Genomic DNA, 16,287 nt, shown 5'->3' with positions numbered 1-16,287 from the left:
GCGCGGAGAACCTGAAATGAACGCGTTGCCGCCCTCCGATCGAAAGTCGCTCGCTGCGCTGACCGCAGCGCTGCCAGAGGGTATTTTACTTACCACCGAGGCAGACATGGGTTCCTATAGCCGTGACTGGTCGGGCGACCACTTTGGTCGGCCATTGGCCGTTGCGCGTCCGCGCACCGTCGAAGACGTTTCGACGCTTATGACGATCTGCTTCAGGGAATGCATCCCGGTCGTGCCGCAGGGTGGCCTGACTGGTCTCGTGGGCGCTGCTGTCGCGGCGCCTCAAGGCGGTGAAGTCGTTATCTCGCTGGAACGCCTGAACAAATTGCGCTCCATCAGCGCCATCGATTTTGCCATGGTGGTCGAGGCAGGCTGCATCCTTGAGCAAGCCAAAAACTTTGCCGAAGCGCATGATTGCGTGCTGCCCATAACCTTTGGCGCACAGGGCAGCTGCCGGATCGGCGGCAATGTCGCGACCAATGCGGGCGGTTTCAACGTCCTGCGCTATGGCATGACGCGCGATCTTGTACTTGGCCTCGAGGTCGTTCTCGGCGATGGACGGGTGTGGAACGGTCTGAAAGTGCTGCGCAAGGACAATCGCGGCTATGACCTGAAACAATTGTTCATCGGCAGCGAAGGAACGCTGGGCATCATTACCGCTGCCGCGTTCAAACTTTTTCCGCGGCCAACGCAGGTCGAAACCGCGCTGGTGGGCCTGCGGTCGGTCGAAGATGCCATGTCGCTCTACGCCCGTGCCCGGCGTGAATGCAGCGACTTGCTGACGGCCTTCGAGCTGATCCTTCGTGGCGGCATCGACATTGCATTGAATGCCGGTACCGGCTTGAAGGAACCCCTGAGCGCGCGCTACCCTGTCTACGTTCTGATCGAGGCTTCCGCCGGCGGCAGGGTCAATCTGAAAGCGATCCTCGAAGACTTTCTTGGCGATGCCGGGGACCTCGTCGTGGATGGCGTCGTGGCGTCCAGCAAAGCGCAAGCCGAGCGGCTATGGCTGTTGCGGGAGACGATGGTCGAGACGCAAGGCGGCGGCGGCCGCTATCTGAGGACGGATGTTTCAGTGCCGATCTCGAAGCTTGCGGATTTCGTCACAGATACGCTTGGCGAACTGGCCAAGCACCATCCCGAAGCCTTGGCCGTGACCTATGGTCATGTCGGCGACGGGAACGTTCATCTAAACATCGTCCCCCCGCACAACAGCACACCCGATGCAATCGAAGCTCTCTTTCACGAGACAGAGACGATTATCTTCGATGTGGTAGACCGTTACAGTGGATCGATCAGCGCCGAACATGGTATCGGCCGCGTCAAACAGAAGGCGTTTCTCGACCGGGCAGATAAGGTTACTCTCGACATTGCCGGGCGACTCAAGGACGCCTTTGATCCAAAGCACATTCTTAGCGATGGCCGGATTCTGGGGACGCATTCAAGTATTGGGGGTATAGCTGATCGATGACGTTGAAGCTCGACAAGGTCAATCGCGGGCCGCATCTTTCGACATTGGTGGCCAGTTCGATCTCCCGCGAAATCGCGCACGGGCGGCTGAACCCCGGCGACCAATTGCCGACCGAGCAGGCGCTTGCCACCACCTTCGGCGTCAGCCGGAACGTGGTGCGTGAGGCTATTGCCCGGTTGCGTTCCGAGGGCCGAATATGGTCCCAGCAAGGACGCGGGGCCTTTGTGGCAGATGTCGCGAATTCTTCGGTACTGACCATCGATCATGATGCCCTGCAACAGGCGGACGCCTTCAAGAGCCTGTTCGAACTGCGCGGTGCACTGGAGGTAAAGGCTGCGGCCCTTGCTGCCGAACGGCGGACCGATGCTGACCTTGAAGCCATGAAAAGCGCATTGACGGCAATGAACACTGCGCCTTATGGCAGTGTCGCCTGGTTGAAGGCTGATCTCGAATTTCATCGCGCTGTCGTCGCGGCAACCCGCAACGGTTACATGGAACAGTTTTTGATCTTCGTGTCCGAGCGGGTGCGCGAGAGTATTCTTGCGGCGGGCAACCAGCAGGGCTCCGATGATATGGCAAGCACGACGCTTGGCGAACACAAACGAATTCTCGACGCGATTACAGCCGGCGATGCCAACGCTGCCCAGGAAGCCATGCAACTGCACCTTAATGGCGCAGCGCGGCGTGTGGGCCTTCATATCGATGACCTCTGAGACGATCAGCTTTCAGATGCACTACTTCACACACAACAATTCCAAGGACGGTTAAAATGACAGGCAGGCTTGAGGGAAAGACGGCAGTCGTAACGGCTGCCGGACAGGGTATGGGGCGTGCCGCTGTCCTGGCACTTTCACGCGAAGGTGCAAAGGTAACAGCCACCGATCTTGACCAGGCCAAACTGGATACGTTCACTGACCTCACCGGGGTCAGCATCCGCAAACTGGACGTGCTCGATCCCGCAGCCATCACCGCCTTTGCCGCCGAAACCGTGGCACCTGACATTCTGTTCAATTGTGCCGGGTTCGTCCATCATGGCGCTATCCTCGACTGCGACGAGGAGGCCTTTGATTTTTCCGTCAGTCTGAATATCCGCGCCATGTACCGGATGATCCGGGCCTTCCTTCCCGGCATGATCGACCGCGGTGGCGGCTCCATCATCAACATGGCCTCGGTTGCTTCGACGATCATCGCGGCGCCCAACCGCTTCATCTACGGCACGACCAAGGCTGCCGTCATCGGCCTGACGAAATCGGTCGCTCTCGACTATGTCGGCAAAGGTATCCGGGCCAACGCGATCTGCCCTGGAACGGTCGACAGCCCCTCATTGCATGATCGGATGCGGGCATTGGGTGACTACGAAGCCGCGCGGTCGGCTTTTATCGCGCGCCAGCCGATGGGCCGGCTGGGCACCGCCGAAGAGGTCGCCGAGCTTGTGGTTTTCCTCGCTAGTGCAGACTCGGCCTTCATGACCGGAAATGCCATTGTGGTCGATGGTGGCTGGTCAAACGCCTGAACGGCGCAACCGTTCATAGCTTGAAAGAATACGCAGCGCGGCACTGGCTGCGCCGTAGCCATTGTCGATGTTGCAGACCACGAGGCCGGGTGCGCAACTGGCAAGCATGGCGTTAAGCGCGGTGCGTCCTGCTTCGGCAGCGCCATAGCCGACCGATGTCGGAACGCAGATAATGGTACTTGATACCAGTCCGCCAAGTACGCTGGCCAAGGCCGCATCCATTCCGGCGGCGGCAATGACGATTGGATGTGTTCGTATCTCTTCCAATCGTTCGGTGAGGCGCCAGAGACCGGCGACACCGACGTCGGTAATCACCGTCGCCCCGACGCCAGCATGACGGAGGGTTCGTTCTGCTTCCCGCGCGACGCCGGCATCGGAGGTGCCGGCGGCGACGATTGCTATGCCCCCTCGTTGTTCGATTGGTTTTAACGGTCCGAAAAACCCGGTGCGTGAAACCGCGCAGTAGTCAATTGCATCGCGGTTCGCGGCGGAGAGACCTTCCAGCTTTTCCACCGTCAGCCGCGTCAGCAGCAAGCCGGCACCGCGCGCTTTCGCCAATTCGAGGATGGCGCCAATCTGCTCCACGGATTTCCCGGCGCAGAAGATCGCTTCATCGAGGCCGATGCGATTGGTCCGGTCGAAATCAAGAACAGTTTCCGTTGTCATGATGTGCCGGTCCGCAGGAAGGCGCTGCCGTTCCGGTAGGGCGCAAAGGCAACAGATTTTCCGGCCAGATTGAGGGGCAAGAACGACATGATCGACGTCTCCAGCACTGTGCGGTCAGCCACCGTCAGCGATTGCAAGCTTGCTGCGTCAAGTTCGACGACCACCCCACTGCTGCGAACCCGGCAGCGCACTGTCCGTGGCCGGAGTTTCTCGGCGAGGAATGTCTCCACCGAATGGATAAAACCCAGTGTTTCCGGTTCGATCCGAATAGAAGTTTCCACACGGCTGGAAAGACAAGGCGAAGAGGCAAGCTCTGCGACATCGCCAAGTCCAAGTCCGCGCGCGAGTTGACGGACATCGTCCTTGTCCATTCCAGCTTCGACATAAGGGTGTCGCACTCCATGATCACGCGCCGCATCAAGGCCGGGACGATATTCGCCCAGATCATCGACATTGGCGCCGGACACGATCTGCCGGCTCGAATATCGGGCGATCGTGCCATAGAGATTGCCCTTGCAGAAAAAGCAGCGGTTGACCGGGTTGCTGCGATAGTTGGCGTCGGCGAATTCGCCCGCATCCACTACCTGAAGGTCCCAGTTTTCCCTGACTGCCCAATCCCGCACCCTTTGCGTGGCTTCGGGTGGCACCGCGGGCGAAGCAGCGTGAACCATATTCACGCCGTCACGTCCGCTCAGGCGATGTGCGGCCGCTGCGAGTGTCATTGAATCGACCCCGCCACTGACGGCGACGGTCAGCGGGCTTAACCTGACCAGTATGTCTTCAAGCGTCTTCTTCACGATTTCATTCCCGTCTTTGCCGCCGCTTCCGCCGCTTGTCTGCGTCTTTGCCTCGTCGCTGCATTGGCCGTATCGCCAACATCACTGGCCTCCGCTTTCGCGGTTTGTCCGCTCGGCCGCTTCACCAGCTTGACACGCATGGGACCGAACTCCACCTTTGTATCAACGATTTTGCGCGGCAAGATCGCGCGGTCGACAATAGCGTGACGAATGCCGATTGTCGTGGTTTCGTCGAAGGCCAAAGCTGCGACCTGCGCGACCGCCTCGGGCCTTGCCAGAATGCGCACGCCGGTCATCATCCGTCCCTTCTTGCCGAAGACAGGTGTCTGGACCACATCGAGCACATCCTTATGGGCTCGCAAGTTTTCGATCCCCTGGGCGAGATCCTCGCCGGTCTGGTCATCGATTTCAAACTGAAGAACCGCGACCCGATCGCTCCCGGCAACATCCGTTGCGAGGGACTCGAAACAAATCACACGCACGCAATTGCTTATTCCCGGCAGTTTGCGCGTGCCAAAGCCAAACCCCGATGCGACAAGCCGCCGTGGTTGCGGCGATATCGTCTCCTGCTTGCAAAGATAGCGCAGGATCGCCGCCCCGGTGGGTGTTACCCGTTCGCCGGGGATTCCATCATCTATGGTTGGCAGGCCCTCGAGCAGCAGAGCGGCTGCCGGTGCCGGCACCGGCAGGATGCCATGTGCAGTGCGCACTCTGCCTGAACCGAGTGGAGCGGCGCTCGACGTCCAGCGGGTCGCTTTCAACCGGGCGATGAGATAGGCAGCGGCGACGATATCGGCGATGGAATCCCATGCGCCGACTTCGTGAAACTCCACGGCTCCGGCGGCAGTGCCGTGCACGCGCGCCTCGGCATCTGCCAATAGCGAGAATACGCCGATGGCATGGCGGGTGGTTTCTGCGTCAAGCGATGAAGCTGATAACGCCGCCCGAATGTCGCGCCATGCCGTATGGTGATGGTGTCCGTGGGTTGTATCGGGATCTGACCGTTCGACGAGGAAGCGGCGGCCCGTCAAAATGCCATCGTCATGGCTGACGATCCTGCACGAAACACCCTGCAGCATCGGGGCATATGACAGTGCACTCAACAGGCCCGTCTCCAGATCAGGTCGCAGATCAAGGATGGCAGCAACGAACATGTCACCTGCGATGCCGCCAACAAGATCGAGATGCAGTTCCATGAACTTCTGAATTCCTGTCAATCGGCAGATGGTGCCGGGCCGGTCAGCGATACGCCATTGAGGCCTGCTACCACATCGGATAATGCGGGCACGAATTCCTCGCCGTGCCCGGTTGCAACAGCCGTCGCGAAGCAATTGCGCACAGCCGCGCCGATGGGATTGGCGATCGAAGCCGATTGCGCGAAGGAGGCGAGATAGGACATGTCCTTAAGTGCATTGACGATGGCAAAGCGTTGCGCGTTCTCATTGCGGTTGAGGACGAATTCAAAGAAGGCCTGATAGAACCCGCAATCCATCCTCGAACCGCGGATGACGCTGTCGAAAACTTGAGGCGTCAACCCGGCTTTTGCGCCAAGCGCAAGCGCTTCCGAATAGATCGTGGCATAGCCCATGGAAAGGAAGTTGTTGAGAAGCTTCATCGTGTGGCCGCTTCCCGTCGGGCCCGTGTGTATGATGCGCGCGGCGAATGCCTCGAGGATTGGCCTTGCCCGCGCCACCGTTTCTGCGGATCCGCCCAGCATCACGTCAAGCGCACCTTCCGCTGCTTCTTTCGGCGTGCGAGCCAGCGGTGCATCGATGAGGATGCTGCCTTGAGCAGCCAGTTCCGTTGCCAGTTGCGCGGTTATAGCGGGATTGGAGGTCGAGCAATCGATGATAAACAGCGCTTTAGCTGCTGCGAGCAATCCGTCCGCGCCCTTGAGAACCTGTTCGACCTGGGGCGAACCTGTAACGCAGAGAATGACGACATCCGATGCAAGCGCGAGGTCCCTCGGCGTCGCAGCCTCGGTCGCCCCGCCCTTGACCAGCCGCTCAAGTGCCTCGCGGCTGCGATGCGCGAAAACCGTGAGCGGCCAGCCCTTCGCAAGCAGGTTAGCGGCCATGCCCGACCCCATGTTACCCAGCCCAATGAAACCGATCCTGTCTTTCATACTGTCCTCCCAGGGACGGTGATCCTGTGGACCACGCCCGTTTTGCTTTTTTCCGTTCGTTGCGATAGCAACATTGTGATGAGATCTTTCAATGCGATTCCCAACGAAGGTCGTTTCACACGATGAAGGAGCAGGAAACCACGCTGTTCAATACGATCCAGCAAACGCCCAATCTGCGCAGCGGGTTGGTGGATACGCTGATCACACAGATTGAATCGGGCGACCTTGCACCTGGCCAGCGTCTGCCGACCGAACAGGCGATCATGACCGCGACCGGTGTCAGCCGCACAGTTGTGCGCGAGGCTCTGGCTTCGCTGCGTGCCAAAGGCCTTATCACCACCAGGCAAGGTCTTGGGGCGTTTGTTTCGGACGATCCGACCCCCAGATCCTTTTCCATCATACCGACGGACCTTGAATCGATCGACGATGTGCTCCGCATCCTCGAACTGCGCATGGGTATCGAGGTCGAGGCTGCGGGACTTGCTGCGCGGCGTCGCACGCAAAACGATGTGGAGCGGATGGCGTCGAGACTTGATGCTCTTGAGAAATCCATCCAGGCCGGTTGTCCGGGCGCTGAAGAGGATTTCGCCTTCCACCGTGCTATCCTTGTCGCAACCCAGAACTCTTACTATGCCCGGCTTTTCGACACGTTCGGCAGTGCCATGGTCCCGCGCCAATGGGTCAGGTTCGACACGATGGACACTGCGGAACGGCAAAAACACGTCGCCCGAATGCAGCGCGAACACCGCGCGATCCTGTCGGCGATCCGCGACCAGGATGAACGCGCTGCTCAAAAAGCCGTTCGAACGCATCTGACCAAAAGCTCCGCCCGCTTCGTCGAACTGCGTGACCGCGCCCGAAGAGGCAAAAGCTGAACGGTCAGGCGGCGAAACGCGGAACGACATAGGGGCCCTCCGGGATGATCGCGACCGCTGTATCGCCGCTATGGGCGATGCTTCTTTCGATGGCCTTGCCGATATCGTCAATCATGTGAACGCCTGTCAGCGTCCGGTCATCACCGGACAATCCGGTGGAATAGAGTTCGACACGCCCGAGCCGCATCGGCTTCAACTGCATCTCGGTCTGCCACTCGTCGATTTCGGCAAGGTTTTTCGCAGTCAACGTCGCAAGAAAGCGCTCGGGTCCAAGATCGACAAGGCGTGCCTGGGCTTGGCGAAACTCGGCCGAGCCAAATCCTTCCGAACACGCCGAGGCGATGATCAGCGTGCCGCCCGGTTCAAGAATATCGAGCGGTGTCACCATGCCCTTGATCGTCTGGTAATAGGTCTTGTCGAGCGGATAGCCGGCCGATGACGTGACGATTGTCGAGAATTTCCTCGGCGACGCAATTTGCGTAACCTCACTGACAAACGCCACGGCCGCTGCGTGGCTCGCTATGATCTCGCCAAAGCTGACGCACACCAGATCGCGATCTTCATCAAGGACTGTGTTGAGGCCATAGACATCGCCGAGCATCCGGACGATTTCCAGCTGCTCTTCGTGCAGGGGATTGCCGATCAGATTACACTGGACCGCGAGCGGATCTTCCATGAACCGGGCCGAATGGAACGTGCGGATGGTTTCATGATGTGCAACGCCCGGCGCAATCACTTTTCGTCCGCCAGACCAGCCGGCCATGAAATGCGGCTCAACCAGTCCAGTGGCAATGCGCAGGTCAGCTTCCACAAAGCGCCGGTCCAGCTTGACCGGAGTTCCCCGCGTCACCGTCGGCCCGAGGTCGATATGATCTTCCTCGTTGCGGGCATAGTGATTTTCCACCCGTGCGTTTTCGAGCACCCAGGGATCACCGACAAGTTCGGCAAGCTCATCGCCAAGATTGGGCCTGTGCAAGCCGGTTGCGATGAGAACAACAATCTTGTCACGGGGAATCCCCGCTTCGACCATGGTTTCGATCATCGGGCGCAGAAACAGCCGATTTGGCACGGGGCGGGTGATATCACAGATGAGAATGCATGCGCTTTTGCGTCCGCGTGCAAGTTCGGCCAGCGGTGGCGATCCGATCGGCTCGTTCAGAGCCGCTGTAATGGCGGCCGGCTGATCGGCAATCTTCGGCAAGGCTTGTTTGCGGATGATCGTCGGTCTCGCGATCCCCGGCAGCCTTAGGGACAGGTGGCCCCGACCGAAAGATATGGAGATTGTCTCATCCGTCATTTTCCTACCCCGCGACGCCGCCAAGATAAAGTTCGCGCATCAGTGACATATCTCTGAGCTCCTCGATCGGACCCGATGTGGCGATACGTCCGTTCTGCATCAGATACCCGCGGCTTGCAACCGAAAGTGCAAGGCCCGCATTCTGTTCAACCAGCAAAACCGAAGCGCCGAAGCGTTCGCCTATATCGAGGATAATCCCCTGGATTTCCTTGACCAGGAGCGGTGAAAGACCGAGCGATGGCTCGTCGAGCAGCAGGATACGCGGCCGTGCCATAAGACCACGGGCGATTGCCAGCATCTGCTGCTGGCCACCGCTGAGCGACCCACCCTTGTCGCGGCGCTTGACCGCGAGGATGGGAAAGAATGATTCCATGGTTTTGACATCCGCATCGATCGCGTCCCCGTCCCGGCGCGTATAGGCTCCGAGCCGGAGATTTTCTTCGACGGTCATATCGGTAAAGATGCGGCGGCCTTCGGGGACGAGCACCATGCCGCGTTTTGCCATAACATCGGGCGCCTGTCCGGTGACATCAGCACCGTCGAAAATGACCGAGCCACTGCGGGGTTTCACCAGACCGGCGAGTGTGCGCAACAGTGTCGACTTGCCCGCACCATTCGGACCGAGAACCGTAACAATTTCCCGCGTCGCCAGGGTCAGCGAAACGCCGCGATTGACGATCGTAGGGCCGTAGCCTGTGGTTATGTCGGAGATGGTGAGCAGCATTACAGCGCCCCTCCAAGATAGACTTCAAGCACTTTGGGATCGTTCAGCACATCCGCGGTGGGCCCGTCGGCAATCTTTGAACCGAAGTCCAATACGGCGAGGCGTCGGCACAGCATCTGCATCAGTTTCATGTCGTGATCGATGACGCAAACGCTTATGCCATGCTCCGGAAACTGTTCAACCAGGTGCACCAGCGTGGTTGTCTCGCGATCGTTCAATCCCGCTGCCGGCTCGTCCAGCAGTATGAGCGACGGCCGGGTTGCCAGCGCCAAAGCCAGACCCAGCAGACGAAGGCGTCCGAACGGCAATATGCCGGCTTTTTCTCCGGACAATCCTGACAGGCCGACGAATTCGAGAAGACTTGCCGGCGTCGTCCACGGACGGTTTGTAAGCGTATTGCTGCAATGCTCCGTCGCGATCTGGACGTTTTCAAAAACGCTCAAGCCCGGAAACGCCATGGCTTGCTGAAAAGTATAGGCGATGCCGGCGCGCGATACGGCATTTGCGGGGATTCCGGTGATGTCCCGGCCACGCCATGAAACCGTGCCGGCAGTTGGCCTGTGTACCCCTGTCACGGAGTTGAACAGCGTCGTCTTGCCCGAGCCATTCGGCCCCACGACACCGAGGATCTCTCCCTCGTTGACGGTCAGGTCCACGCCGGCGAGCGCCGTAACGCCGCCGAACTGCTTGCGCAGACCTTTGATATCGAGCAGCGCAGCCATTATTTGCCCTCCCGCTCGACGGCAGGCTCGCTTGGTTGAGCGGCACGGCGGTCGAACATCTTGTGCCAGCCAGCAATAATTCCGGCGATCAGACCATTGGGAAGAAGCAGAATCACCGCGATCAGGCAGACACCGTAGAGAATGCGCGACTGTACGGGATCAAGGTTGAGCAGTTCCGGCAGGAATGCGACAAGTATTCCGCCAGCGAGAGGTCCGAGCAAAAGCCGCGCCCCGCCTATCATCACCATCAGCGCGAGATAGATGCTTGGGAAAGACGAGAACTGGCTCGGAGAAATATGCCGCAGGAAATAGGCGAGAAGAACACCTGATACGCCAGCAAATACACCGCTGACAATGAAGGCTCCGATCTTGTGGCGGCCGACATTGATGCCAAGTGAAGCTGCGAGTTTTTCGTTCTCGCGGATCGCACGAAGGGTCCGGCCGTAGCGGGAGTTGATGATGGCCCAGCTGGCAATGGCACTCAACGCCACGAAAAACACCACCGTCAGATAGTAATGCGTTAGCACGTCGATCGACAAACCGAACAAGGCGACGGGCTGCTGCACATCAAGTCCGGACGCTGCCCCGGTATAGTCGCCGCCATTGGTCAGGATAATGGCCAGCAACTGCCCGAAAGCAAACGTCATGATGACGAAATGGTGGCCGCTGACGCGGAGCGAGGGGATGCCGATCAGTGCCGCCACGATGGCTGCCATGATCCCTGCCAGCGGGATGGAGAGCCAGAACCCTATGTTGAAATCGCGTGCGAGAATTGCGGCCGTATAGGCGCCAATTCCCACCAATGCGGCATGGCCCATCGAGAGTATACCGGTTTGGCCGAAGAGCACAGACAGACCGTAAAGCGCGATAACATTGATGCCGGCGGAGATGGCCAACGAGACAAAGCGGTTGCTCGGCGATAAAAGCGGTACCAGTGCCAACAGCACCAGCAGAATGAGGACTGGCAGAAGCGAGCGGAATGAATGGCTTGCGGGCATCACGGGTAACACTCTTCTATATATCGCGTTCATGCCATCTTCGGGCCGCTGGTCCCGCCAAAGAGACCATTTGGGCGGAAGAGCAAGACGAGAATCATCAGCCCAAACGAATACGCGTCGGTCCACTCAGAGAAGCCGTAACCGGCGCTCAGACCTTCGACGATGCCAAGAATGAGACCGGCGACGACCGCTCCCGTGAGATTCCCGAGGCCGCCCATAAGAGCCACGGCAAACCCCTTCATCACCATCGTTCCGCCGGTGAAGGGCGTGATCGGAAACAGTGCAATGAGGAGACCGCCGCCAAGACCGGCAAGCGCACTTCCGAGAACGAAAACACCGGTGATGTAGCGGCGAACCGGAATTCCCATCAACGCAGCCGTATCGCGGTCTTCGACGCTGGCCCGAAGGGCTCGGCCATAGCGGCTTCTGGTTACGGCAACGAATGTCATGGCGACGACTGCGGCGGTTATGAAGATCACCATGACACGCACGGACGCTATACGTACGCCGCCCATTTCCCATATCGTGTTGAGAGGCCGCGGAATGCTTTTCTGATTGGCGTTCCAGAAGAAGATGACGATGTGCTGCAACACAATAATCAGACCGAGCGAAACGATGAATCCATTTGTCGGCCGCTCAAGCGTAAAGCGGAAAAGACCGCGCTCCAAAGCAAAGCCCATCACTGCCACCACGATCATCGCAAGGAGGATTGCCAGCCAGAAGCTGATGCCGTTGGCGACCGCCAGCCAAGTCACGATGCTGCCGACCATCAGGAATTCGCCATGGGCAAAATTGATGATGCCCGTCAGGCCGAAGATCAGGGTGACACCGACGGCGATCAGCGTAATTACGCTGGCGATCGAGAGACCGTTGAGAATTTGTTGCAGGAGTATGTCCACAGTGGCTTCCGGTTCAGACCATCATTCGGATAGCGTTCCGGCCGCCCCGAAGGACGACCGGAGGTCCTTGGGGGGACTATTGTTTTGGCGCGTCAGCTGGTGGTTCCTGCATGGCGCAGGTGATATCGCCACCCGGTGCTGCTGCGCAAACTTCGGTCGCGTGGGTTACCTGATGCGTCGCGTTGAAGGCGAGGTCGTCGGAAACCACACCCTTGTGATGCAATGTTTTCAGCGCCTCAACCGTCTTGTCAGGATCGAGGGAACCAGCCTTTTCCCATGCTTCGGCAAGGAAATGCACATAATCGTAATAGAGCAGCGACACGGACGACGTCACACCCTTCGGTGCACCGGCCGCAAAATACGCGTCAAAGTATGCCTTGGCCTTCGGGTTGGATGACTCGCCCCAGCAGACTGGCACGCAGCTCATCGCTACGGGAACATCGGCCGACAACCCCTGCTCCTTCCAGATGCCGGGGTCGACACCGAAGAGAAAATAGCTCGGTGCAACACCGAGTTCCAGCGCCTGTGGAAGTGCAGTCAGCGTCGAGTCGCCATTGTACCAGAAATGGACGACGTCGGGCTTCAGGCTCTTGGCGCGCGTAAGAAAGGGCGAAAAATCCGTCGTGTCCGGAGGATAGAATATGATGTCCGGAACTTCCTGGCCTTCGGATTTCAATGCGGCGAGATAATAGGACGACAGGAATTGCCCGGTCGCATCGTTGCCGACAATCAGCACTGATTTTTTGAGCGGGTGACCGACAAGCGGCTCCAGCAGCTTGAGCACACCACGCGCGGTCGATCCGCTGCGCTGAAACTCCTGAGGCTCGGTCTGGAAGAGATAGTGATCTTCCCCGCCGCTGGCGACAGAACTATCTGTCAGCACTTTGGCAAGCGTACTGTTGCCGGCGAAATGCAGGACCTTGGCCGGTTGCGTGATCTTGGCCATGGCCAGGGTGAAGTCGTGCGTTTCCGATCCGAAGATGGCTGCGACTTTCTCGTCACGCACGAGTTCTTGCGTTGCCGCGATTGCCGTCGAGATATCAGTGCGGTCATCGCGCTTCAGCAGTTCGAGTTTGTAGGTCTTGTCGCCGACCTTGATACCGCCCTCGTCATTGATTTCCTTTACCGCAAGACCGACGCCCGCAGGCAGCGTGTGACCGGCGGAAACGAATGCTCCCGACTCTGCGGCGACCACGCCGATCTTGATTGTATCTGCCGCATCCTGGGCCAGCGCCGGGTATGCCACAGCGCCGAGGAACAGCGCCACAACAGCACCCCTCAATAGAACCGATTTCATGATACAGATCCTCCCGATCCATGCATTGCATTCTTACCGGGTTGTCGTACAACCATGTTCTCTGTTAATCTTGCAATCGCGAATTGTCAAGTCGTAGCGGAGCGAACGACCTGAAAAAGCGCGCCAAAGGTCAACTGACCAAATCCTCAGAGGATATGGTTCTGGCCGAAGAAGATGGGGGCTAGGTGGAACGAATGGACCTCCAGATGGGGATGTCAGGTTCCAGGTTAACGTAAAAGCCGAAGTACTTGACCAAGATACTCCTTATAGCAGCTCGAGCCGATGATAATCAGCCCGGCAACCAACGCCTTGTTAGGCAAAATCAGATCAGATCACCGGGTGTGCCAAGGATCAAAATATCCGCATCCATGATCTGTTTTCTTAAGGCGGGCCAATCATCGCCGTCGCCCTCATCAGATGTCACGCCAGGCTTGATGTTCAGTTGAGCCAACCGGACGCTCGACGTGGTGATATCCAATCCTTTGAAAGCTTCAATGACCAGATCAAGCATCCGTTGGTGGAAGATTCGCCGCTGGCCTTCAGGGTACAATTTATCGCTAGAACATTCAGGGGCATGTCGTTCCTATGAGCGTTGAGGGTTCGTCTGACGTTTGCCCAAGGAACTGTTGCGCATTAGGAAAAGTTCCACGTGGCCTCAATGTGACATCTTTTGCCTACGGAGTTTTCAAGGTCGATAGAAACGAGCAATGAGGCCCCCAATTTCTCCCACTTTGGAGCACGCAATCTCTCTTGCTGCGAGCGCTGATGCTGGTTACCTCGCGCCAAACGACAAACCCTATCTTCCCTTGCAAGTCATGCACTATTGGTTGAGTGGACATTCACGGCCGACAGAGATTGACGTCGTCGCGAGCCCGGACTCACTGATCCAAAATTTAGGTCCAGTGCGATTCCCCTGGCAAGTTTGGTTTTGGTCGCAGTTCCACGTTCCCCGACACGAGGCCTGCGTGTCACCCGGCCAGTGACAATCATCTCAAGTGGATCCGCATTCCGGTAAAGAATTATTTTGGCAAGCTTTTTTGAAACATCTCAACTGCAAGGTTCACTTTGTTGGAGAGTGTGGCGCTCTTTCGCACGGGGTCCGGTGTCGTTTTGGTTACCGCGCCGTCAGACCCCACCCCTTGACAAAACATAACATTCCCAGGTGCCTACTTGCCCATACGCTCAATGCTATCGCACCGGCCTGTTCTTACATCACGGGATATACGTTAGGGCGTTAGACTCCCACCTGATATTAATGGTGGGCAGGATCTCCCAAAAAAGCTGGCGTGGGCCCGTACATCAACGCGGAACGCGTCTTTGAATTTTCATCATTTGTCATGAAACAAGCCCGAGGTGTCCGGGGCTTAACCTTGGCGGGGCAGATTGCCCGATTAAGGCATGGCGACTTTCTCTCAGGATTTTGAAATGGGTTCGAGCCCTTGCTGCCCACCCAGAATGGAACACATCGTTTGCGATCTGGTTGTGTAATAAAGCTCAAGAATGGAGGGATGGCTGTGAATCCCACGGGCAAAGTTTCAGGTACAGGTACTCTGTTTGATAACGATACCGAAACGCTGGTATCGTATGCATTTGATGATCAGGGTGACGCCATCAAGCGGCGAAGCCCGATTGGCACTATTGAAAATATTGCGCCGGAGACACTATTGAAGTTTGAAAATGCTTCGTGCATCTCGCTGAGGCTGGAAAATGGTGACGTCCTCCAAATAAGCCTGGTAGGACCCGGATCTGATGGGACCGTCAAATTCACGGTTAGAGATTCGCAAGAAGCATAGTATTTATGAAGCAATGTAAGAATATTCAAGCCCGCGTTCGCGGAACCCACGGGGTACTCACGGACGCTGCCAATCTACAGATCGGGCGGCGTTGCCTCGCCCCGCGTCGGCCGCTCGTCGCCAAAACAGTCGTCTCCAAACATCGGTTGCTACCTGCGAAGAGCCGCGGCCACAGCCCAGGGCAACGACCGTTTGGCCGAAGACATGTCGCCCGCGGATCGCCATGCCGTATGCTAGTCCCCATATGGGTTCTTCAAATTGCAAATGACAGCGGCACCGATAAACTCTGGTCAGTTTCGCAGCTTGCAAAGCGCGTGGTCGAGCCCAAAACGTCGACCGGGCAATTAGCTTACGCGGTCTATCGGAGGTTTTTTTGACTGTTTTGGGTGCCTGCCAGCTCATCGCTTCCACCATTGCTTTTTTACTGGCCGCAACTACTGCGAAAAGTTGGGCGCTTTCTCCCACGTCGGGAAAGCTGATAGTCACCCTTGCCCTTTATTCTTTGGGAAATCTCATCATGCTGCGATTGGTCCGCGACTTTGGAATGGCGTCGGCGTTTAGTTTGTCAGCTGTCATTCAACTTCTCGCGGTCAATGTCATTGCGTTGACAGTTTTCGGCGAACGTCTTTCTACGGTCCAGACGGCAGGTATCGTTCTTGCGATCCTGGCCGTCGGCTTGATGACGCTCGGCCCCACTGGAAAATAAACTCTGGCCACTGGTTATGGCCAAAGTATTTTTAAAGACAACAAGCGGCGACCGAAAATCGTCCCATTATATTTATCGCAATCATCGCAAATCGCTGACAACGCCAGGCGTGCCGCCACGCTTGGTGGCGGCATGGGCAAGCGCAACACTTTGTGTCGTGCCCGACGTATCGTGGAGGAAACTACGGTTTGGACGTTGCGAACAAAGAACCAGTTCTGCAGGGCTGATCGAAGGAGGCTCGCTGACGACGGAACCCTGAGCGCCGGCCGCATTATGCGGGTTCGCTCGAGTCTAAAGGACTTGACGCCAGCCATGACGGAACTGCCTGATAAAAATATGGCGGCTGATTTCTCAGCCGATATGGCTGCACGTCGTTGGACCATTCGACTTCATATTCAAGAAGA

General features: G+C 57.8%; 17 protein-coding genes. 6 read left to right on the top strand and 11 right to left on the bottom strand.

The genetic code is table 11. From position 1 onward, the window contains the following. Positions 1-16 precede the first annotated feature (16 nt). Genes FHS21_RS24325 through FHS21_RS24315 form a run of 3 tightly spaced genes read left to right on the top strand, consistent with a single transcriptional unit; the run spans position 17 to position 2,984 of the window. On the top strand, positions 17-1,471 hold the full coding sequence (locus tag FHS21_RS24325; protein ID WP_183664547.1) for an FAD-binding oxidoreductase: 1,455 nt from the start codon (positions 17-19) through the stop codon (positions 1,469-1,471). Further along, complete coding sequence (locus FHS21_RS24320) at positions 1,468-2,184, top strand: FadR/GntR family transcriptional regulator (protein ID WP_183664545.1); 717 nt, start codon at positions 1,468-1,470, stop codon at positions 2,182-2,184. The genes FHS21_RS24325 and FHS21_RS24320 overlap by 4 nt, the downstream gene beginning before the upstream one ends. A gap of 56 nt (positions 2,185-2,240) precedes the next feature. Further along, positions 2,241-2,984 carry an SDR family oxidoreductase gene (locus FHS21_RS24315; RefSeq protein WP_112529843.1) on the top strand — a complete coding sequence of 248 codons (744 nt, stop codon included), beginning with the start codon at positions 2,241-2,243 and terminating at the stop codon, positions 2,982-2,984. On the opposite strand, the gene larB is transcribed toward FHS21_RS24315, so the two are convergent. Genes larB through FHS21_RS24295 form a run of 4 tightly spaced genes read right to left on the bottom strand, consistent with a single transcriptional unit; the run spans position 2,973 to position 6,572 of the window. Further along, a complete protein-coding gene (larB, locus tag FHS21_RS24310; protein WP_183664543.1) occupies positions 2,973-3,650 on the bottom strand; it encodes a nickel pincer cofactor biosynthesis protein LarB in 678 nt (225 codons plus the stop codon). The genes FHS21_RS24315 and larB overlap by 12 nt on opposite strands. Continuing rightward, positions 3,647-4,447 (bottom strand): ATP-dependent sacrificial sulfur transferase LarE, encoded by an 801-nt coding sequence (larE, locus tag FHS21_RS24305; protein WP_312879926.1) that lies wholly within the window; start codon positions 4,445-4,447, stop codon positions 3,647-3,649. The genes larB and larE overlap by 4 nt, the downstream gene beginning before the upstream one ends. Continuing rightward, positions 4,444-5,643 (bottom strand): nickel pincer cofactor biosynthesis protein LarC, encoded by a 1,200-nt coding sequence (gene larC / locus FHS21_RS24300; RefSeq protein WP_183664541.1) that lies wholly within the window; start codon positions 5,641-5,643, stop codon positions 4,444-4,446. The genes larE and larC overlap by 4 nt, the downstream gene beginning before the upstream one ends. Before the next feature lie 17 nt (positions 5,644-5,660). Then, the gene (locus FHS21_RS24295) at positions 5,661-6,572 is read right to left on the bottom strand and encodes an NAD(P)-dependent oxidoreductase (RefSeq protein ID WP_183664539.1); all 912 of its coding nucleotides are present in this window, start codon (positions 6,570-6,572) and stop codon (positions 5,661-5,663) included. Between the two features lie 122 nt (positions 6,573-6,694). Here FHS21_RS24295 and FHS21_RS24290 point away from each other — a divergent pair, with 122 nt between their 5' ends. Further along, positions 6,695-7,447 (top strand): FadR/GntR family transcriptional regulator, encoded by a 753-nt coding sequence (locus FHS21_RS24290; protein WP_183664537.1) that lies wholly within the window; start codon positions 6,695-6,697, stop codon positions 7,445-7,447. Positions 7,448-7,451: 4 nt separating this feature from the next. Here FHS21_RS24290 and FHS21_RS24285 read toward each other — a convergent pair whose 3' ends face one another. From FHS21_RS24285 to FHS21_RS24255, 7 genes are all read right to left on the bottom strand, one after another. Beyond that, the gene (locus FHS21_RS24285; protein WP_112529831.1) at positions 7,452-8,744 is read right to left on the bottom strand and encodes a nickel-dependent lactate racemase family protein; all 1,293 of its coding nucleotides are present in this window, start codon (positions 8,742-8,744) and stop codon (positions 7,452-7,454) included. A gap of 4 nt (positions 8,745-8,748) precedes the next feature. Beyond that, a complete protein-coding gene (locus tag FHS21_RS24280; protein ID WP_112529829.1) occupies positions 8,749-9,468 on the bottom strand; it encodes an ABC transporter ATP-binding protein in 720 nt (239 codons plus the stop codon). Continuing rightward, entirely contained in the window at positions 9,468-10,190 is a 723-nt protein-coding gene (locus FHS21_RS24275; protein ID WP_112529827.1) for an ABC transporter ATP-binding protein, read from the bottom strand. Before FHS21_RS24275 ends, FHS21_RS24280 begins: the two co-directional genes overlap by 1 nt. Further along, positions 10,190-11,188 (bottom strand): branched-chain amino acid ABC transporter permease, encoded by a 999-nt coding sequence (locus FHS21_RS24270; protein WP_112529825.1) that lies wholly within the window; start codon positions 11,186-11,188, stop codon positions 10,190-10,192. The genes FHS21_RS24275 and FHS21_RS24270 overlap by 1 nt, the downstream gene beginning before the upstream one ends. 29 nt (positions 11,189-11,217) lie before the next feature. Further along, positions 11,218-12,087 (bottom strand): branched-chain amino acid ABC transporter permease, encoded by an 870-nt coding sequence (locus FHS21_RS24265; protein WP_183664535.1) that lies wholly within the window; start codon positions 12,085-12,087, stop codon positions 11,218-11,220. Positions 12,088-12,163: 76 nt separating this feature from the next. Further along, complete coding sequence (locus FHS21_RS24260; protein ID WP_112529821.1) at positions 12,164-13,384, bottom strand: ABC transporter substrate-binding protein; 1,221 nt, start codon at positions 13,382-13,384, stop codon at positions 12,164-12,166. 322 nt (positions 13,385-13,706) lie between these two features. Next, positions 13,707-13,895 (bottom strand): NAD(P)H-dependent oxidoreductase, encoded by a 189-nt coding sequence (locus tag FHS21_RS24255; RefSeq protein ID WP_246411187.1) that lies wholly within the window; start codon positions 13,893-13,895, stop codon positions 13,707-13,709. Positions 13,896-14,892: 997 nt separating this feature from the next. On the opposite strand from FHS21_RS24255, the gene FHS21_RS24250 reads away from it, so the two are divergent. After that, a complete protein-coding gene (locus tag FHS21_RS24250; RefSeq protein ID WP_183664533.1) occupies positions 14,893-15,177 on the top strand; it encodes a hypothetical protein in 285 nt (94 codons plus the stop codon). A gap of 373 nt (positions 15,178-15,550) precedes the next feature. Then, positions 15,551-15,883 (top strand): hypothetical protein, encoded by a 333-nt coding sequence (locus FHS21_RS24245; RefSeq protein ID WP_183664531.1) that lies wholly within the window; start codon positions 15,551-15,553, stop codon positions 15,881-15,883. Positions 15,884-16,287 lie beyond the last annotated feature (404 nt).

The organism is Phyllobacterium trifolii, from assembly GCF_014192095.1.
GTDB lineage: Bacteria > Pseudomonadota > Alphaproteobacteria > Rhizobiales > Rhizobiaceae > Phyllobacterium > Phyllobacterium trifolii.
The sequence above is the reverse complement of the archived record's forward strand: the minus strand, read 5'-3'. Positions and strand labels throughout refer to the sequence as shown.

Excerpts from the sequence above, each read along its gene's own strand:
- FHS21_RS24325 (WP_183664547.1), top strand. The coding sequence starts at position 17 with ATGAACGCGTTGCCGCCCTCCGATCGAAAGTCGCTCGCTGCGCTGACC.
- FHS21_RS24320 (WP_183664545.1), top strand. The coding sequence starts at position 1,468 with ATGACGTTGAAGCTCGACAAGGTCAATCGCGGGCCGCATCTTTCGACA.
- FHS21_RS24315 (WP_112529843.1), top strand. The coding sequence starts at position 2,241 with ATGACAGGCAGGCTTGAGGGAAAGACGGCAGTCGTAACGGCTGCCGGA.
- larB (WP_183664543.1), bottom strand. The coding sequence starts at position 3,650 with ATGACAACGGAAACTGTTCTTGATTTCGACCGGACCAATCGCATCGGC.
- larC (WP_183664541.1), bottom strand. The coding sequence starts at position 5,643 with ATGGAACTGCATCTCGATCTTGTTGGCGGCATCGCAGGTGACATGTTC.
- FHS21_RS24295 (WP_183664539.1), bottom strand. The coding sequence starts at position 6,572 with ATGAAAGACAGGATCGGTTTCATTGGGCTGGGTAACATGGGGTCGGGC.
- FHS21_RS24290 (WP_183664537.1), top strand. The coding sequence starts at position 6,695 with ATGAAGGAGCAGGAAACCACGCTGTTCAATACGATCCAGCAAACGCCC.
- FHS21_RS24285 (WP_112529831.1), bottom strand. The coding sequence starts at position 8,744 with ATGACGGATGAGACAATCTCCATATCTTTCGGTCGGGGCCACCTGTCC.
- FHS21_RS24280 (WP_112529829.1), bottom strand. The coding sequence starts at position 9,468 with ATGCTGCTCACCATCTCCGACATAACCACAGGCTACGGCCCTACGATC.
- FHS21_RS24275 (WP_112529827.1), bottom strand. The coding sequence starts at position 10,190 with ATGGCTGCGCTGCTCGATATCAAAGGTCTGCGCAAGCAGTTCGGCGGC.
- FHS21_RS24270 (WP_112529825.1), bottom strand. The coding sequence starts at position 11,188 with ATGCCCGCAAGCCATTCATTCCGCTCGCTTCTGCCAGTCCTCATTCTG.
- FHS21_RS24260 (WP_112529821.1), bottom strand. The coding sequence starts at position 13,384 with ATGAAATCGGTTCTATTGAGGGGTGCTGTTGTGGCGCTGTTCCTCGGC.
- FHS21_RS24255 (WP_246411187.1), bottom strand. The coding sequence starts at position 13,895 with ATGCTTGATCTGGTCATTGAAGCTTTCAAAGGATTGGATATCACCACG.
- FHS21_RS24250 (WP_183664533.1), top strand. The coding sequence starts at position 14,893 with ATGGCTGTGAATCCCACGGGCAAAGTTTCAGGTACAGGTACTCTGTTT.